The organism is Rhizobium sp. 57MFTsu3.2 (genome assembly GCF_012932765.1).
GTDB classification, from domain to species: Bacteria; Pseudomonadota; Alphaproteobacteria; order Rhizobiales; family Rhizobiaceae; genus Rhizobium; species Rhizobium altiplani.
Genome location: NZ_JDWI01000028.1, coordinates 74,807 through 91,784, shown reverse-complemented (window position 1 = coordinate 91,784; position 16,978 = coordinate 74,807). Strand labels below are relative to the sequence as shown.

General features: G+C 59.0%; 18 protein-coding genes and 1 pseudogene. 8 read left to right on the top strand and 11 right to left on the bottom strand.

What is annotated here, in order from left to right; translation table 11 throughout:
* Positions 1-209: pseudogene (locus AF71_RS24465) on the bottom strand (IS481 family transposase); the annotation flags it as partial.
* A gap of 63 nt (positions 210-272) precedes the next feature.
* Positions 273-1,190: a DMT family transporter gene (locus AF71_RS24460; RefSeq protein WP_113470940.1), complete on the bottom strand. Its 918-nt coding sequence runs from the start codon at positions 1,188-1,190 to the stop codon at positions 273-275.
* A gap of 197 nt (positions 1,191-1,387) precedes the next feature.
* Here AF71_RS24460 and AF71_RS24455 point away from each other — a divergent pair, with 197 nt between their 5' ends.
* Together AF71_RS24455 and AF71_RS24450 are read left to right on the top strand one after the other, a co-directional pair.
* A complete protein-coding gene (locus AF71_RS24455) occupies positions 1,388-2,683 on the top strand; it encodes an adenylosuccinate synthase (RefSeq protein ID WP_018117286.1) in 1,296 nt (431 codons plus the stop codon).
* A 60-nt stretch (positions 2,684-2,743) separates the two neighbouring features.
* On the top strand, positions 2,744-5,083 hold the full coding sequence (locus tag AF71_RS24450) for a hypothetical protein (RefSeq protein ID WP_169683574.1): 2,340 nt from the start codon (positions 2,744-2,746) through the stop codon (positions 5,081-5,083).
* Between the two features lie 73 nt (positions 5,084-5,156).
* On the opposite strand, the gene rpoH is transcribed toward AF71_RS24450, so the two are convergent.
* Both rpoH and AF71_RS24440 read right to left on the bottom strand, forming a co-directional pair.
* Positions 5,157-6,065 carry an RNA polymerase sigma factor RpoH gene (gene rpoH / locus AF71_RS24445; protein WP_018117284.1) on the bottom strand — a complete coding sequence of 303 codons (909 nt, stop codon included), beginning with the start codon at positions 6,063-6,065 and terminating at the stop codon, positions 5,157-5,159.
* Between the two features lie 159 nt (positions 6,066-6,224).
* Entirely contained in the window at positions 6,225-7,259 is a 1,035-nt protein-coding gene (locus tag AF71_RS24440; RefSeq protein ID WP_169683571.1) for an RluA family pseudouridine synthase, read from the bottom strand.
* A gap of 42 nt (positions 7,260-7,301) precedes the next feature.
* Between AF71_RS24440 and AF71_RS24435 the strand changes: the two genes are divergently transcribed.
* Positions 7,302-7,688 carry a hypothetical protein gene (locus AF71_RS24435; RefSeq protein ID WP_018117282.1) on the top strand — a complete coding sequence of 129 codons (387 nt, stop codon included), beginning with the start codon at positions 7,302-7,304 and terminating at the stop codon, positions 7,686-7,688.
* A gap of 4 nt (positions 7,689-7,692) precedes the next feature.
* The gene (locus tag AF71_RS24430) at positions 7,693-8,511 is read left to right on the top strand and encodes an RNA methyltransferase (RefSeq protein WP_018858206.1); all 819 of its coding nucleotides are present in this window, start codon (positions 7,693-7,695) and stop codon (positions 8,509-8,511) included.
* Between the two features lie 2 nt (positions 8,512-8,513).
* On the opposite strand, the gene AF71_RS24425 is transcribed toward AF71_RS24430, so the two are convergent.
* A complete protein-coding gene (locus AF71_RS24425) occupies positions 8,514-9,674 on the bottom strand; it encodes a hypothetical protein (protein ID WP_113470937.1) in 1,161 nt (386 codons plus the stop codon).
* 119 nt (positions 9,675-9,793) lie between these two features.
* A complete protein-coding gene (locus AF71_RS24420) occupies positions 9,794-10,306 on the bottom strand; it encodes an EipA family protein (RefSeq protein WP_245267975.1) in 513 nt (170 codons plus the stop codon).
* 276 nt (positions 10,307-10,582) lie between these two features.
* Here AF71_RS24420 and AF71_RS24415 point away from each other — a divergent pair, with 276 nt between their 5' ends.
* Both AF71_RS24415 and AF71_RS24410 read left to right on the top strand, forming a co-directional pair.
* Entirely contained in the window at positions 10,583-11,230 is a 648-nt protein-coding gene (locus tag AF71_RS24415; protein WP_018858208.1) for a histidine phosphotransferase family protein, read from the top strand.
* 113 nt (positions 11,231-11,343) lie between these two features.
* Positions 11,344-11,706, top strand: coding sequence for a response regulator (locus AF71_RS24410; RefSeq protein ID WP_018858209.1), 363 nt, complete (start codon positions 11,344-11,346; stop codon positions 11,704-11,706).
* Between the two features lie 115 nt (positions 11,707-11,821).
* Here AF71_RS24410 and ctrA read toward each other — a convergent pair whose 3' ends face one another.
* Complete coding sequence (ctrA, locus tag AF71_RS24405; protein ID WP_003542362.1) at positions 11,822-12,523, bottom strand: cell cycle two-component system response regulator CtrA; 702 nt, start codon at positions 12,521-12,523, stop codon at positions 11,822-11,824.
* Positions 12,524-12,962: 439 nt separating this feature from the next.
* Between ctrA and AF71_RS24400 the strand changes: the two genes are divergently transcribed.
* Positions 12,963-13,313 carry a hypothetical protein gene (locus AF71_RS24400; protein WP_018117276.1) on the top strand — a complete coding sequence of 117 codons (351 nt, stop codon included), beginning with the start codon at positions 12,963-12,965 and terminating at the stop codon, positions 13,311-13,313.
* Between the two features lie 100 nt (positions 13,314-13,413).
* On the opposite strand, the gene AF71_RS24395 is transcribed toward AF71_RS24400, so the two are convergent.
* Positions 13,414-13,695, bottom strand: coding sequence for a GNAT family N-acetyltransferase (locus AF71_RS24395; protein ID WP_018117275.1), 282 nt, complete (start codon positions 13,693-13,695; stop codon positions 13,414-13,416).
* Between the two features lie 319 nt (positions 13,696-14,014).
* Positions 14,015-14,290 carry a DUF1153 domain-containing protein gene (locus AF71_RS24390; protein ID WP_007533628.1) on the bottom strand — a complete coding sequence of 92 codons (276 nt, stop codon included), beginning with the start codon at positions 14,288-14,290 and terminating at the stop codon, positions 14,015-14,017.
* A 398-nt stretch (positions 14,291-14,688) separates the two neighbouring features.
* Here AF71_RS24390 and AF71_RS24385 point away from each other — a divergent pair, with 398 nt between their 5' ends.
* A complete protein-coding gene (locus AF71_RS24385; protein WP_113470936.1) occupies positions 14,689-15,429 on the top strand; it encodes a LuxR C-terminal-related transcriptional regulator in 741 nt (246 codons plus the stop codon).
* A 17-nt stretch (positions 15,430-15,446) separates the two neighbouring features.
* Here AF71_RS24385 and AF71_RS24380 read toward each other — a convergent pair whose 3' ends face one another.
* Both AF71_RS24380 and cysQ read right to left on the bottom strand, forming a co-directional pair.
* Complete coding sequence (locus AF71_RS24380) at positions 15,447-15,710, bottom strand: hypothetical protein (RefSeq protein WP_018858213.1); 264 nt, start codon at positions 15,708-15,710, stop codon at positions 15,447-15,449.
* 108 nt (positions 15,711-15,818) lie between these two features.
* A complete protein-coding gene (gene cysQ, locus AF71_RS24375) occupies positions 15,819-16,613 on the bottom strand; it encodes a 3'(2'),5'-bisphosphate nucleotidase CysQ (protein WP_169683570.1) in 795 nt (264 codons plus the stop codon).
* Positions 16,614-16,978 lie beyond the last annotated feature (365 nt).

The window sequence follows — 16,978 nt, the reverse complement described above, 5'->3', positions numbered from 1 at the left end:
GCCTCCTCAGCCGGCGTCAGCACCGTGCTCTTGGGAGACTTAGGCCCCATCGGTGCATCGGCCGTCGTGGTCCGCTCGCGCCATTTGGCCACCGTCTTCGAGTTCAGGCCGTAGCGGGCGGCAAGGGACCGGGTACTTTCTTGCGACGCTTGGAATTCGGCTCGAAGACGCGGCGTCGTGCGGGCGCTGCCGTGAAGAATACTTCCCATAATGCATCCTCTTCCTGACGACTCAGGTTCAATGATGCACCATCACACTCAGGGACTACACACCTAGTCCATAGGCGAGGCGGGGACGGTCGAGACTGCGCGCTGGGGACGGCCTTTTTCGGCGATGGCAATGCCGCCCAAAGCGAGCGCAAGCGCGATCACATGGAACGGCTGAAGATGCTCGCCAAGCAGCGCCACGGACAACAGCGTTCCGAAGACCGGCACGAGGTTGATGAAGAGCCCGGCGCGATTTGCGCCGATCGCCTCGACGCCCTTGATATAGAGGATCTGGGCAAGCAGGGACGCGAAGATGGCAGTGTAGAAGGCAATCAGCCAGCCCTTGTTATCTGGCAATTGCACAGCACCTTGCGTGCCCTCCCAGATGAGAAGTGGCACTGCTGTCAGCGTTGCGCCGAGGGCGGGGATCGCCATCAGCGTGCGCCAATCAAGGGGCGGTTTCCAGCGTAGAAAAATCGTGTAGACAGAATAGGCGGCTACGGCGATCAGCATGAGGCCGTCGCCACGGTTGAGACCGAGCTGCAGCAGGGTCGTCAGGTCACCATGCGCGGCGGTCAATGCGACGCCGCCGAGCGTCATGGCGAAGCCGACTATCTGTGCTGTAGAAACGCCTGTGCGGAAGAAGACGAAGTTCAGCAGGAAGATCAGCATCGGGATCCCGGCCTGCTCGATCGCAACATTGATCACGGTTGTGTACTGGACGGCCGAGTAAAGCATCGCGTTGAAAAGCGTATAGCCGATGATGCCGTAGAAGAAGAGCAGCGGCAGGTTCTTGCGGACGATCGGCCAGTCGCGCTTCAATTGCGGTACGGAAACGGCGGCAATGAGTGCCGTCGCAAGGAACCAGCGCAGAAACGTCAGCGTCATCGGGCTGACGTGCCCGAGCGCGAGCTTGCCCGCCACCGCGTTTCCGCCCCAGCATAGTGCCGCGACGACGAGAGAAATATAAGCGGCGACCTGCACAGGCGATTCTTCCAGATGACGGCGATGTGGTTCTCAACCTTGGGACATGATCGGCCAATAGCCCGATGATGGCTGATTTGTCACGTAAAAAGCCGATTTCGGCGGCATAACAGGGTCGATTTCCCGGTGACAAAGCTTTATAGATGCGCGGGTTTGAGAAGGGTGCGGTTAAATCCGCCTTTAACAGGAAGACGTGAATGACGAACGTAGTTGTAGTCGGTTCGCAATGGGGTGACGAAGGCAAAGGCAAGATTGTCGATTGGCTTTCGGAACGCGCCGATGTGATCGTGCGCTATCAGGGCGGACACAATGCGGGCCACACGCTGGTCATCGACGGTGTCAGCTACAAGCTTGCCCTTCTGCCATCCGGCCTCGTGCGCGGCAAACTCAGTGTCATCGGCAATGGCGTCGTCGTCGATCCGCATCATTTCGTCGCCGAAGTCGCGAAGCTGCGCGCGCAGGGTGTCAATGTAACGCCCGAGGTGCTGCGCATCGCGGACAACGCACCGCTGATCCTGTCGCTGCACCGCGACCTCGATGGCTTCCGCGAAGACGCGGCTTCCAACAGCGGAACCAAGATCGGTACCACTCGCCGCGGAATCGGCCCGGCTTATGAAGACAAGGTCGGTCGCCGCGCGATCCGCGCCATCGACCTGGCCGACAAGGAAGCGCTGCCGGCCAAGATCGACCGTCTGCTGACGCACCACAATGCGCTGCGCCGCGGCCTCGGACTGCCGGAGATTTCGGTGGAATCGCTCGAGAAGGAACTGAACGAGGTCGCCGACCAGGTTCTGCCTTATGTCGACCAGGTCTGGCGTATCCTCGACGACCAGCGCAAGGCCGGTGCCCGCATCCTGTTCGAAGGTGCGCAGGGTGCGCTGCTCGACAACGACCACGGCACCTATCCCTTCGTCACCTCGTCGAACACGGTTGCCGGTCAGGCCGCCGCCGGCTCGGGTCTCGGCCCGACGGCAATCGGCTATGTTCTCGGCATCACCAAGGCTTACACGACGCGCGTGGGCGAAGGTCCGTTCCCGTGCGAACTGAACGATGAGATCGGCAAGCATCTTTCGACAGTTGGTCGCGAAGTCGGCGTCAATACCGGTCGTCCGCGCCGCTGCGGCTGGTTCGATTCGGTTCTGGTCCGCCAGACGGTGAAGACATCGGGCATCACGGGCATCGCGCTAACCAAGCTCGACGTTCTCGACGGTCTCGACGAACTGAAGATCTGCGTCGCCTACAAGCTTGACGGCAAAGAGATCGACTATCTTCCGGCTAGCCAGGCTGCCCAGGCCCGCGTAGAGCCGATCTACATCACGCTGGAAGGCTGGAAGGAATCGACTGTCGGCGCACGCAGCTGGGCTGATCTGCCGGCCCAGGCAATCAAGTATGTTCGCCAGGTCGAAGAACTGATCGGGGCGCCCGTCGCTCTCTTGTCTACAAGTCCTGAGCGCGACGACACGATACTTGTGACCGATCCGTTTGAGGACTAAGGTCGCGGGTCATTATTTGTGCGGTTCGCAGGGCGGACCGCACTCTTAGAGAAAGTACGAATGGCGGATTTTATCGCAGTTATCCGGCGGGCGGTTGACGGCCTGTCTGAAAATACTCCCGAGATGCGGGTGAAAGTCTACGAGCGTGCTCGCGGTGCTGTTCAGCGGCAGCTCGAGAATATGAAGCCGCGCCCACCGGAAGCGATGCTGCAACGGCAGCTTGAAAAACTCGAAGCTGCAATCCGCGAAGTCGAAGCCGAACACGCAGAAGCCGTTCTGGTCGACGATGCAGCGCTAGCCGCCGAGCCTGAGGTTGAGGCAAGCGCCGAAGCGGCCAACGAGCCGGAAGCGGCCGTTCCCGAACCGGTTGCCAGCGAAGCTGTGGTCGAGGAGCCGGCGCATGAAACGCCGGTTCACGAAGAGCAGATGGCAGCCGAAGAACCTGCGCCTGCCTACGAAGAGCCGGTCGAAGAGCCTGCGCCCTATCACGAAGAACCTACGCCTCATTATGAGGAGCCTGTCGCTGCCGAACAGGAACACACCGCGCAGCAGGACGCACATTGGGAGCATGAAGAGCCGCGCGCTCCTGTCGGGGAAGCCGAGCCTGTCCAGCATTGGCAGGCCGCTCATGAAGACGACGTCGCTCGCGAGGAGCAGTACGGTCACGAGGAGTATGTTGGCGCAGTCGAGGAGCCTGTTGTCGAGCCGCCCGAGCCGCCCGACGAAGAGCCGGTTCTGCAGCCAATTGCTCGCGACTACGACCTGACCAATCGCCTTGTCGAGCCCGTCTATGGGCTGGATCGTCCGCCGGAAGAATTCGTGGATCGCAGCCAGGAGGAGCCGCTCCAAGCGGATGCCGCTGCGCATTTCGATCCGGTGTGGGCAGAGCCAGTAGAGGAAACGCCTGCACCTCCGGCCAAGGATGCGCAGACGGATTGGGCGCTCGAAGAACTCAGGCAGTTTTCGGAATCTGCGCCGGTTGCTCCGGCCAACGAAGCGGCGCGCGCGTTTGAAGACGTCATCACGGGATTCGACCATACGCCGGGCGGCGTGAAGATGCCCGCCGCGAATGAGGGCTTCTCCTGGGAGGCCGCAGCCTTCGACGATCTGCCACCGATCGAAAACGGCAAGAAAGTTCCGATCAACGCTCATTTCGATGACGGCGATCTCTTCTCCGAAATTCATGGGACGCCGGCAAAAGCTGTACCGGAAACCAATTGGCAGGAGGCAAAGCCGCTTCGCGGATACGACAACCGCGGCGTGGTTGCCGAAGATGATGATGGCATTCCGGCCGCCGATCTCGACAGTGCTGTTGCTGCTAAGTTCCAGGGTAAGAACCTGCGCATGGAGCCGAAGCGCCGTCGCTTCGGCATTGGCTCCATCGTGACGATCCTCATTGCGCTTGGCGTGGTCGGTGGTGGCGGATACGCTGCCTGGATCAATCGGGACGCGCTGTCGTCAATGGTGAAAAACCTCGTCAGCGCTGCTCCCTCGCAGAGCGCGAAGAACGAGCAGACGCCTGCCAAGCCGGATGCGGCGCCCCAGAGGAGCGATGCGAAGCCAGCTGAGGCAAACAAGGAAGTTGCGTCCTTGAATGACGGGGCTTCCGTCAACAACAAGTTCAACCAGCGGCTTCTTGCCGATGGCACCGAAGTCGACAACGGTCCGGCCTCCGTTCCGGGAACGCCTACGGCGGAAGGAAAGTCGGTAGCCGAGCAGAACGTTGCTGCAGCGGATCCGACGCCGCCCGCGACCTCGACGACACCTGCCGTCCCGGCTGCCACCGCACCCGCGACGACGCCGCCGGCGGCTGGAGCCACGCAAGCTGCGCCGGTCGGCTCCTCCGAGAAGATGTTCCTGTACGAAGAGCGGATCGGTCAGAGTTCACCGACCGCCATCCAGGGCTCGGTCGTCTGGAGTCTTCAGCACGAGACAGGCCCGGATGGCAGGCAGGAAGCGACCGTACAGGGGACCGTGACTGTTCCAGAACGCAATCTGTCGGCGCAGCTTACCTTCAAGCGCAATTCCGATGCGTCGCTGCCGGCCAGCCACATCGTCGAGGTGGTTTTCTCGCTGCCGCCGAACTTTGAAGGTGGCGCTATCGAGAGCGTTCAGCGTATCTCGATGAAGCGAACCGAACAGGATCGGGGCGACGCCCTGATTGCCGTTCCGGCAAAGATCACCGACGATTTCCACATGATCGCGCTGAACGACTATCCGGATGCGCGCAAGGCGAACCTCGATCTCCTTTCAAGCCGCGACTGGATCGATATGCCGATCACCTACCGCAATGGTCGCCGCGCGCTTCTGACGATGCAGAAGGGTACTACGGGCGGCGAGGCGTTCAACGCCGCGATCAAGGAATGGGCTGCTTTTGGCGATGTATCGACCAGCCAATAAGCGCCTGTCGAATGGATAAAAGAAAGGGCGGGACCATCGGTCCCGCCCTTTTTGATTTGAAATTGCAATGGCGTTACGCGGTCGCTTCGACCACGCGAACGGCCTTGGCGCGTTCGAGAGCGTCCTTGCGGACGGCATCCTGGACCTTTTCGAAGGCGCGGACCTCGATCTGACGAACGCGTTCGCGGCTAATGTCGAATTCGGACGAGAGGTCTTCCAGGGTCACCGGATCTTCCGCGAGGCGACGTGCCTCGAAGATACGGCGCTCGCGGTCGTTCAGAACGCTCATCGCCTTCGCCAGCATGCGGCGGCGCGTGTCGAGCTCATCCTGTTCGATAAGAACCTCTTCCTGGCTGTCATGGTCGTCGACGAGCCAATCCTGCCATTGACCGGATTCGCCTTCCGAGGCCTTGATCGGTGCGTTCAACGAGGCATCGCCGGAAAGGCGACGGTTCATCGAAACGACCTCCTCCTCGGAGACGTTCAGCTTGGTGGCGATCTCAGCAACGTGTTCCGGCTTCAGGTCGCCATCGTCAATGGCCTGGATACGGCCCTTGAGGCGACGCAGATTGAAGAACAGCCGCTTCTGGTTGGCGGTCGTACCCATCTTCACCAGAGACCACGAACGCAGGATGTATTCCTGGATTGAGGCCTTGATCCACCACATGGCATAGGTGGCAAGACGGAAGCCGCGCTCCGGATCGAACTTCTTGACGGCCTGCATCAGGCCGACATTGCCTTCAGAGACGACTTCGCCGATTGGTAGGCCATAGCCGCGGTAGCCCATTGCGATCTTCGCAACGAGGCGCAGGTGGCTGGTGACGAGTTTGTGTGCCGCTTCGCGATCGCCGTGTTCCGCATAGCGCTTCGCCAGCATGTATTCCTGCTGCGGCTCCAGCATCGGAAATTTGCGGATTTCGTCGAGATAGCGATTGAGACCGTTTTCGCCGGCGGTAATGGACGGCAAGTTATTTCGGGCCATAAAGCACCCTCCTATCTGAATTCCGGTTCCCAATGGAACGCGCCCCTGCGTCGAAAGGCAAACCGGGACATGCGGCTTTATCCAAGCCCGCACTAAGTCAATATACAGATAAGTATGGCGGAACAGGGGTTCAAGACCATACACCGCTTCACGAAGGCGTTACTCTCGCTCCGCACGCAGGGCGTCTGCCAACTCTTCCATGTCCTCGGGCAGAGGCACCTCGAAGTGCATGACCTCGCCGGTGCGAGGGTGCTCGAATTGCAGCATGTAGGCGTGGAGCGCCTGTCTTCCGAAGGCATTCACGGTCTTCCTGGCGGCAACCGGAAGCAGGTTTGCCTTTGTTTTGAAACCTGCTCCGTAGACGGTGTCGCCGAGTAGCGGATGGCCGATATGTGCCATGTGGACGCGGATCTGATGGGTGCGGCCGGTTTCGAGATGGCACTCGACCAGCGAGGCTAGCGACGTGGCATCAGGATTCTCATGGAAGCGTTCGAGCACTTCGTAGTGGGTGATCGCCTCGTCGGCATCCTGCGTCTCGGATCGCTTGACGGCGCGACGCGTGCGGTCGCCGACGGCGCGGCCGAGCGGTGCATCGATCGTTCCAGTCAGCGTGCGAGGGCGGCCCCAGACAATCGCTTGGTAAGCCCGCTCCAGCGGCATGGTCCGCCCATGGTCGGCGAATTGCAGCGACAGATGGCGATGGGAGATGTCGTTCTTGGCGACGACCATGACACCTGTGGTGTCCTTGTCCAGCCTGTGGACGATGCCCGGACGGCGCACACCGCCGATACCGGAAAGACTGTCGCCGCAATGATAGATCAACGCGTTGACGAGCGTGCCCGTCCAATTGCCAGCCGCGGGGTGCACCACGAGACCGGCCGGCTTGGAAATGACGATGAGGTCATCGTCTTCATAAAGAATATCGAGCGGGATATTCTCGCCCTTGGGCGTCGGATCCTCCGGCTCGGGCAGCAGGATCTCGAAGGTGTCGCCTGGACGAACCTTTTTCTGCGGATCGGCGAGGATCTTGCCGCCCACGGAGACCTGGCCCTCCTTGATTAGCGCCTTCACGCGGCTGCGCGAAAACTCCTCGCCGAGCTGTCCGGTCATCCACGCGTCAAGACGGCCTTCGGCGTTCTCGTCGGCGGTGAGGACTTTTCTAATGCCGGCAGCTTGTTTAAAGGGGTCGCTCAAGACGCTTCTTCTCCGAATTACTTAAAGAACGGAACGCCACATATGACGAATATCCAGCCAGAAGACGATCAGGACGAAAAGCCCCTGGATCCGGCGATGGAACGTGTCCGGCGCAAGATGATCCGCCTGCAGATCGTCTCAGGCGTCATCATGTTCGTGAGCCTTATGGCTGTCTTCGGCGCGGTTGTCTACAAAGCGATGCGCGCGCCCGCGAAGGAACCGACAGCCGTAACTTCTGCCGGTGTACCATCCGATGCGCCGGTATCGGTCACGGCAACTTTGCCGTCGGGCTTCGTCATCCAGTCGTCGTCGCTCTCGGGAGGCCAGATCATGTTCTTTGGCGCGACAGCCGATGGAATCAAGAAGTCGCTCATCTTCGATATCAAGTCGGGGCGCATTGTTGCCGATGTGACGGTCAGCGGCGGCTAGGACAATGGCCTCTCGCCTCGTTGCCATCGAGAGCGCGGACGATCCTCGTATCGCTGACTTTCGCGACATCCGCGAGCGCGATCTGACCGGCCGGCAGAACCGCTTCATCGCGGAGGGCACGGTAGTCCTTCGCGTGCTTGTGGAAGCGAGCCACGGCGGTCGCTTTGCGACCGAAAAAGTGCTGCTTCTCAGGAACCGTGTCGACGGCGTCGCTCCAATCCTCGAGAGACTGCCTGATGACGTGCCGGTCTATGTCGCAGAGGCGGACGTCCTAGATCGGATCGTCGGGTTTCATCTCCATCGAGGCGTGTTGGCCCTTGGCAGGCGAGAGGTGGTCGGAACCGAGCTTGTCGACCGATTGCCCGATCGTTCGCTTGTCCTTGTCGGCTGCGGTATTTCCAACCATGACAATGCCGGGTCGATGTTCCGCAATGCGGCCGCCTTCAAGGCGGATGCCATCTTTCTCGATGAGACTTCGTGTGACCCGCTTTATCGCAAGGCGCTACGTGTTTCTGTCGGCTCCGTACTCAGTGTTCCCTATGAGCGGAAGGGCACGGCGCTCGACGTTCTAACACGGCTTGCTGCGAGTGGCTTTGCAATCTGGACGCTCTCGCCGCGCGGGGAGACCGACATTCGAGCCATACCGCCAACCGATCGCATGGCGCTGGTCGTGGGTACGGAAGGCGAGGGGCTGCCGCCTGCACTCCTGGAACGTTTTCAAAGCGCGCGGATCCCGCAGTCGGAGGGACTGGACAGCCTCAATGTGGCGACGGCGACCGGCATCGCCCTCTTTGCCATGTCATCGGCAGCGAAGCTGATCTGAGTTCAGCCCGGTTCGGACAGGATTGTCGCGGCGCGTTGCGCGAGGTTGATACGCTCTCCGTCCTGATTGTCGGTGCCATCCGGCAGAAGGTCGCGGATCGGTGAGGAGGGTCCTTCGTTGATAGCGGTCAATGCAACCATGCTTGCAGCAATGCCGGCGATCTCTTCACGTATCGCACCGTCGTGGCTGGTGTCGGATTTCGCTTTCAGAAGTTGTTCCGAGACCGCGGCGCTGCGCTTGCGCACTTCGTCGCTCAGGCGCGCTGCAATCGCTGCTGTGTCGAGCTCAGTCGGCATTGTTTCCTCGGTTGCCCGCTCCTCTGAAACCGCATCTGCGACCACGGGCTGAAGTCCAGCGTTGCGCAATGCACGGTTTGCCTTGCGCAGCTCGGCATTCGCCGCCTTGATCTGTTCCTTCAGCTTGGTAATTTCCTGCTGGCGGCGTCCGAGAAGCGTATCCTTGTCGGCCGTTGACGCCGCATCGCGCCCCGCTTTGTCCTCGAGCCGGATGACTGCGTGCTCATGCTGGGCGAGCGCCTGCTCCGCATCCTTGGCGCGCTTCTGCAGCAGGTTCACGTCCTGGCGAAGATTGTCGCGCTCGATGCGGACTGCGTTCGCCTTGAACGTCAGGCTCTCGATTTCGGTATCGCGCGCTGCGAGATCGATCTTGAGATTGTCGGTCTGCTCCGCAAGCTTGTTAAGGCGCGTGCGAAGAGCGTCGAGCTCGCCTTCCTTGGCGGCGCTTGCTTGCTCGGCGATGTGGAGGCTCGTCTTAAGCTGGCTGATGTAGTTCTCGTCCTTGCGCAGGTGCGAGCGCTGTTCCGCGGCCTCGACACTCATGTCGCTGATTTGCGCCTGTAGCCCCTCGATCTCGGCGGCAAACCGTCCTGCGTCGAGCGCCAGCGAGTCATGCTTCAGTTGCAGCGCCAGCGACTTTTCGCGCTCGCGCACGAGGTCCTGTGTCGTCTTGGCGTTCTCGGCAGCATAGAGGGCCCGGACCATATCCTTCTGCGCGCGCACTTCCTGCGGGCTGAGTGGCATGGTCGCGCGCATACGGTTTTCCGTATACCAGACGATGCGGCGGTGGACGGCAGGCGACACGAGAAAGACGAGAAACGCTGCCGCCAGGAAGCCCAATCCGAACAAGAGAGCATATTCGATCACGGCGCGGCCACGGCTTCCAGAAGTTGAGTTGCGTCAGGACCAATGATTAAGCGGACCTGACGCGTAGAGCAAGTGGCGGATAGGTCACGGCGAGCGAGAGTTCGCTGCGCCGATGGGAATCAGAAGGGATTCCAGGTCGGATTAGGGGTGACCTTGAGGTAGCCGACATTCAATCCGAGGCGAGCACCGACGCCTGTGCGGATCGGCACCACCAGTACGTTGTCGTTCTTGAGAAGCGTCATGCCGAAGCCGGCGATAACGAAGGCTTGACCACTGACGCCACCGAAGCGCGCGTAGATGGCGTCGGTCGAGGGCAGGTCGTAGACGAGCATCATGACGCGCGTGCCCTGACCGCCATAGTCGATCCCGAGCGACGGACCCTGCCAGTAGAGCGGATGCTCACCGGCATTCTTTGTATTCAACTGGCCTTCGCCGTAGGTGAGACCGGCGATGAAAGCTCCGGAACCTTCCTGGCCGAGGACATAGCCGTTGGGAAGGCCGTATTTCTGAAAGGCGGCTTCGATCACCTTGGCCAGCCCGCCGCTGGTCGAGCCGAAGAACGAGTGCCCAGCGTCGACGATTTCCTGCATCGAATACTGGCCGCCGTTAGACTGCTGCGCCGATGCCTGCATTGGGACAAGCGCGAGGGGCGAAAATGTCAGCGCAACGAGAAGCCGCCAGATGGCGGAGAGTCTTCCGAAAAAATGGGCGCGCATGGTGTTATCCGTTCATCATGGTCGGTACGATGAGCCGTTTCCGGCGTTTCGTTCATTTTGCGCGTATGGTCTTAACAATCGGTTTACCAAATATGGTGTCATTATGGCGCTGAGTACGGCCGCAAACTTCGCGCAATTTAAATGACGCAAAAGAGGCGGCGGAATGACCCTGCCGCCCTCCTGGAGACTATGATGTCGAAGAATCCAAACCTCACCCTTGCTGGCCCCGACCTGGCCGCGCTTCTGTGCAGCCGCGTCTGCCATGACGTCATCTCGCCGGTTGGCGCAATCAACAATGGTCTGGAGCTTCTGGACGAGGGCGGCGCCGATGCCGACGCGATGGATCTTATCAGGACAAGCGCGCTCAACGCCTCTGTCCGTCTGAAGTTCGCCCGGCTTGCCTTCGGGGCCTCGGGATCGGTCGGGGCTTCGATCGATACCGGCGAAGCCGAACGTGCGGCGAAGGATTTTGCTGCCGCGGAGAAGAAGACCGAGGTTGTCTGGACTGGTCCGCGCGCGATTATCGCCAAGAACCGCGTCAAGTTGCTGCTCAATCTCTTCCTGGTAGCCTATTCGTCAATTCCACGTGGCGGTGTCATCGAAGTCACGCTTGAGAACCCCGAACTGGACGCAAAATTCAAGATCGTTGCGAAGGGCAAGCTGATGCGCCTGCCGCCGAAATTCGTGGAGATCTCTACGGGGGAAATCGAGGAAGCCATCGACGCCCACTCGATCCAGCCCTACTACACCGTGCTGCTTGCCGATGAATGCGGTATGGCGCTCGGGCATAGCGCGACCGCCGAAGAACTTACGTTTACCGCTGACGTCATCGCAGCTTGATGCAGGGACCTCGACGGCGATCCGACCGTCGAGGTAATAAATCCTTAGCCTAATGTTTCTATTCTTGGCCGATAACACGCCAGCCGCATTAGAAGCTGGGGCAAGGAGCAGCCATGCAGAGGTTTATGATCGCCGACTCATCTGACGTCGTTCGGAAGGTGGGGAAGCGCATCCTTTCCGAACTCGACTTCATGGTCATCGAAGCCTCCAACGTTGTCGAAGCTCTCTCCAGTTGCCAGGTGGAACTTCCAGAATACCTGATCGTCGATTCTGGCATGGACCGCGCGCTCGAGTTGATTTCGGCGATCCGCGGCATGGAAGGCGGCAAGGACGTCAAAATCTACTATTGCGTGGTTGAGGCCGACCTCAAGAAGCTGATGATGGGCAAGCGGGCAGGGGCGACTGATTTCCTCCTCAAACCCTTCGATCGCAAGATTCTGACGGCCGTATTCGGCCACCGCGCTATCGCAGCATAATTGCGACTACCCGCCAACGATCGAAGCCGCCACGGGCGGCTTTTTCTATGTCACAACGAAAAAATCCCGCCACAGAGGACGGGATTTTCTCAGTCTTGGCAAAGGGGCTGACGTATCAGGCGGTCTCGGCGTACTCGGCGCCGTCCGGCTCGCGCAGAACATAGCCGCGGCCCCAGACGGTTTCGATGTAGTTTGCGCCACCGGCAGCATTTGCGAGCTTCTTGCGCAGTTTGCAGATGAAGACGTCGATGATCTTCAGTTCCGGCTCGTCCATGCCGCCATAGAGATGGTTCAGGAACATTTCCTTGGTGAGCGTGGTGCCCTTGCGGAGCGAAAGAAGCTCCAGCATCTGGTATTCCTTGCCCGTCAGGTGCACGCGCTGGCCACCAACTTCGACCGTCTTGGCGTCGAGGTTGACGATCAGTTCGCCGGTCATGATGACCGACTGGGCATGACCCTTGGAACGACGAACGATTGCATGTATGCGCGCAACCAGTTCGTCCTTGTGGAACGGCTTGGTCATGTAGTCGTCGGCGCCAAAGCCGAGACCGCGAACCTTGTCCTCGATACCGGCCATGCCCGAGAGAATCAGGATGGGTGTCTTGACCTTGGACAGGCGGAGAGTGCGGAGCACTTCATATCCGGACATGTCGGGAAGGTTCAAATCGAGAAGGATGATGTCGTAATCATACAACTTCCCTAGGTCCACGCCTTCTTCACCCAGATCGGTGGTGTAGACGTTAAAACTTTCTGATTTGAGCATCAATTCGATGCTCTGCGCTGTCGCGCTGTCGTCTTCAATGAGTAGTACCCGCATTATTATCCCCTTTACCGCCGCCGAAAGGTGGTCTGGCCCCTACGCGATACCGAATACATCATTGCGTGATTTGGAAGCTGCCACGAAATGGTTAACAAATTCTGATTCACTCTGGCAAGAGGTAACGAATTTATTAAATATTTTGTCCATTCCGCTGTTTTCCAACGAGAATTCGCAAAGCCAGATCTTAACTTTTACATTAAGAACGGCCGGTAAGCGATTCATTCGACTCACCAATGAAACAGTATCGGAAATCGCGTAGTTGTGTTTACCGACCCTTAAATCATCGGCACTATCATTAACGATGCCCGTAAACGAAAGGTTACCAGCGGTAGGTTTTTGTTAATACCGACGGAAATTTTTTAGCAGGCCGCGTCAAAGCGGCCGGCAAGGGCGATTTAAAGTGGAGCAGGGGTCTCGCATCACTGGAGTAATGCGTATGAAGTCGCGTGAGAGCCTAGTTCGCCTGAAGGAGTTTCAGGTGAACGAAAAACGTCGCCAACTGCAGCAATTGCAGATGATGATGTCCGAATTTGATAGGATGACGAAGGATCTGGAGAGCCAGATCGTCGTCGAGGAAAAGAAGTCCGGCATTTCCGACCCGAATCACTTCGCCTATCCGACCTTCGCAAAGGCAGCTCGCCAGCGCGCGGACAATCTTCAGGTCTCGATCAAGGAACTGAAGATGCAGGAAGAGGCGCTTGAACAGGCGCTGGAAGAGATACAGGCGGAATATGCACGTGCAGCCGCGCTCGAAGAGCGCGACGGCGCAGTCCGGGCAAGAGCCTAAGGCGGGAAACGGGTGCTGTCGGCACCTTGGGATCGCCTCGAAAAAAGCCATGCATGATGGGCCGTCACGTCCGTCATACATGGCTTTTGGCGTTATTGGGCTAACCGTTAATGACGTCGCGCCACTCCTCGTGGCGTTGCGCTTGCGCTTTGAAGAAGGGACATAACGGGAAGATCTTCCATCCCCCTTTGCGTGCCTCCTCGACGGCATGAAGAGCAAGTGCCTGGCCAACGCCCTTGCCGCGCAGCGCATCGGGTACGCCGGTGTGGTCAATAATGACAAGCGCCGGCGATGCGCGGGAATAGGTCATTTCGGCCTGATGGCCCTCGACCTCTGCAACGTAGCGGCCGCCGGAGGGATTCTCTTCATTCCTGATGTTCATTGCCATTCCTCGTCAACATTCAGCTGTCGGTCGGAAATTGGCATGTCATCCCGGCCGCGCCAAGGCGGGCGATGTGGACACAGTGTTCGATGAGAAGAGGCGGGGACAATTGCTGCCGGTACGAGGCCGGCAGCAATTCCGGCTCACCGACCGATTTTCCTGCCGAGTGGTCTATGGAGCAGGGAACTCGTGGTGAGGCTTGTCGCAGCATAAAAGCAGGGCGTCTGCAGGCTGCGTTAATGATTGCGGGCCGTCTGTATATCCCCCTCAGGACATGCAAGCGGCCCGAATCTGAAAATCGTTGCCCAGGATGGGCGTGTCAGTGGCGATACTGCTGAATACGCGTGGTGCGCAAACCGGCAAGGCCATGGCTGTTAATGGAAGACTGCCAGGACAAGAACTCTTCGACAGTCAGCGTGTAACGCTCGCACGCTTCTTCCAAGCTCAACAGGCCACCGCGAACCGCCGCTACAACCTCTGCTTTGCGACGGATAACCCAGCGCCTGGTATTCGGCGGTGGCAAATCCGCAATCGTCAGCGGGCTGCCATCGGGGCCGATGACATATTTTACTCGGGGACGTATCATTTCGGTCATTGGACTCTCTACACAACTCAAGACCACGGCCGTCACTCTAGCTTGTCACATTTAAGAATTGCCTAAGCGCATAGTAACACTTTGATAAGAAGTTTAGGCGTCGACTTCCTGGAAGCAATTTGCGCGCCCTCGTAGCCTTCCCCTGCGTAAATTTGTGATGAGCGCATAGGAGCCATGCGCAATGGCTAGTGGGCAATTGACGAACGTCAATTTATAAGCGCCGCAACGTAGTTGTTAGTGCAAGACCGCGTCTCCGTTGTTTTCGTGGTGCCCGGAATAACTAAGGTTTGCTTCGTGTCCTTTTGATACGTGCCTTTGCTTTTCCTCTGCGGCGCGTGGCCATTCTGGTCGACGAAATGAAGAAGCTGAGGCGAAGCTAGCCGCCGAGGGACAGGAAAATGAAGAAGCAAGAACGCGCCGTCCGCGACGGCGTGGGGGATGCTGTTTTTTCGCGGATCGCGTCCGCGCAGAAAATGTCCTCGGAACGATTCAACGATTGCGTGGCTGAGATGGCAGTCGAGGCGGGATTCAACCACTACTTGTTTGCGGAGTTTCCGCGCGGGGACCGCAGTGGCTTCGCCAGCAACTATCTCGCTAGCAACTGGCCGCAAGAGCTCATTGATCTCTATGAGGAGGTTGACCTCTTCTATTGCAGCAAGCTGGTCTCGGCTCTCAAGACGACAGCGATGCCTGTCTTCTGTGACAAGGCGCCATTCGAAAGCGCGGCTGCAAACCAGGGAAACGACCGGCTGACGGCGCACTTCAGGGGCCATGGCCTCAAGGACACATTTGCCTTTGCCTTGCATGACATGTATTTGCGGCACTTCATATTCGCATTCTCGGGTGAGCGCGTGCGTCTCGCTCGCGAAGAGGCAATGCAGCAGGTTTTCCGGGCGATGGAGTTTCTGGAGCTGTTTGCGCAGCAGAACCCTGTTGAGCAACCGATGGAGAACCTCAGCAGCCGGGAAATCGAGTGCCTGCGTTGGTCGGCCGCCGGAAAGAGCAGTGAAGAGATCGCGATTATTCTCGATCTCTCCGCACATACGGTCATCGGCTACCTGAAGAGCGCGATGCGAAAGCTCGACTCTGTTAACCGCATGCAGGCAATCGCTCGCGCACTTCGCTATCGGCTGCTCTAGGCGTTTATCGAACCGATCTAGAGCATTATTGCCGAAAGCCCGGTCTCTGCGGCTCCAAACTCATATTGTGCGCTTCCGTGATGCAGGAGCGCCAGCCAGTCTCCCTCGTTCAATGCGGCCACGGTGCAGGCAATATCGCGTGCTGCGCTGGTCGACGCGGAACCGACGAGAGAGGCGAGTTCCGTCGTACCATTTACCTCGATCGCAGTTTCGTGCCCGGAGGAGGAGAGGGTGCTTGCCGTCAATTGCAGGAGATAAAAGCCGGTCTCCGGGATAAGCAAGCGATTGCCAGCGCCTGTGGGCAGAGCCGAGCCAAGAGAAAAGCCGCCCTATGAGACGTGGACAGCGAAAGCCGCATCCCGCTGATTTTGCGTGTTTTTCCGACGAGGTTATGCCCGCTCCAAAGCGGATCTGGCGCCGCCCCAGGAAATGAAGTTCGGGTTGGCGAAGTCGCTGTCATGCATTTGAGACGTCTTGCCGTAGGTCAGCGGCAACCCGTCCAGCGTTACGGTGGAGCCGCCCGCAGCGCGCAGCACGGCATCCCCCGCGGCTGTATCCCACTCCATTGTCCGCGTGAAGCGCGGATAAACGTCGGCCAGGCCTTCAGCCAGCATGCAGAATTTCAGCGAGGAGCCGATGTTGGTGCAGTGGGAGATCGCGTTTGCGGCGAGAAAAACATCTGTCTGGGGGCTGTTGTGGGATCGGCTTGCCAAAGCCGTCCGGTCGGCCGGTTGCGGACGCACCTGGATGGGCGTCCGCCGTGTCACCTGAAAACGGTCGTCGACAAGGAGTTTCTCGGCCTTGCTGTCCTCGCCAGCGAAGGCGACGCCGAGGGCGGGGGCATAAACGATCCCTGCGAGAGGGCGTCCCCCGCTGATATAGGCAATGTTCACGGTGAACTCGCGTCGTCGCTCGACGAATTCCCGTGTGCCGTCGAGCGGATCCACAAGGAAGAAGGATCTGCCGATCGCAGGCACGTTTCCTGCTGCCACTGATTCTTCCGCGATAATCGGCGTATCGGGGAACGCGGCTTTAAGCTGTGCAATGATAATGCGCTCGGCGCGCTCGTCGGCGATGGTGACCGGGCTGTTGTCTGCTTTCCTGGCGGTCGGGCATCCCTCCCGATAGACCTTCATAATCGCTTTGCCCGCTTCGAGAGCGGCGCGCTCAAATGTTTCGAGCATTGCTCGCCTTCCGGATCTTTTTGTTGCGCTCACCTGAAGCGTTTCACCTTTATATAAGCAATTCCCTCGGCCAAGTGAAACTTGCCAAATTCAAGCGACAGTTTCTGGGACAGAATCCAGCCTGCCCCGTGCCGCGGCATTGTCCGAAAGCGGGATGGTGTTGCAGTTTGCACCATTCTAAAGTCAAAAAGCGCTTTCTGGGGCTTCACATGTTAAAAAAAGCGAATTGTTAGTCGCAAAAAAGTCATTTTCACCAAAACGGCAAAGAACTTTGGAGCTTTGCGATTTTGCGCTTCCCTTTTGGTTTGAAAGCGGTATGAAATCCTTAATCAAGGGCGCATCAAAAGCTCTAATAACAAGAGATG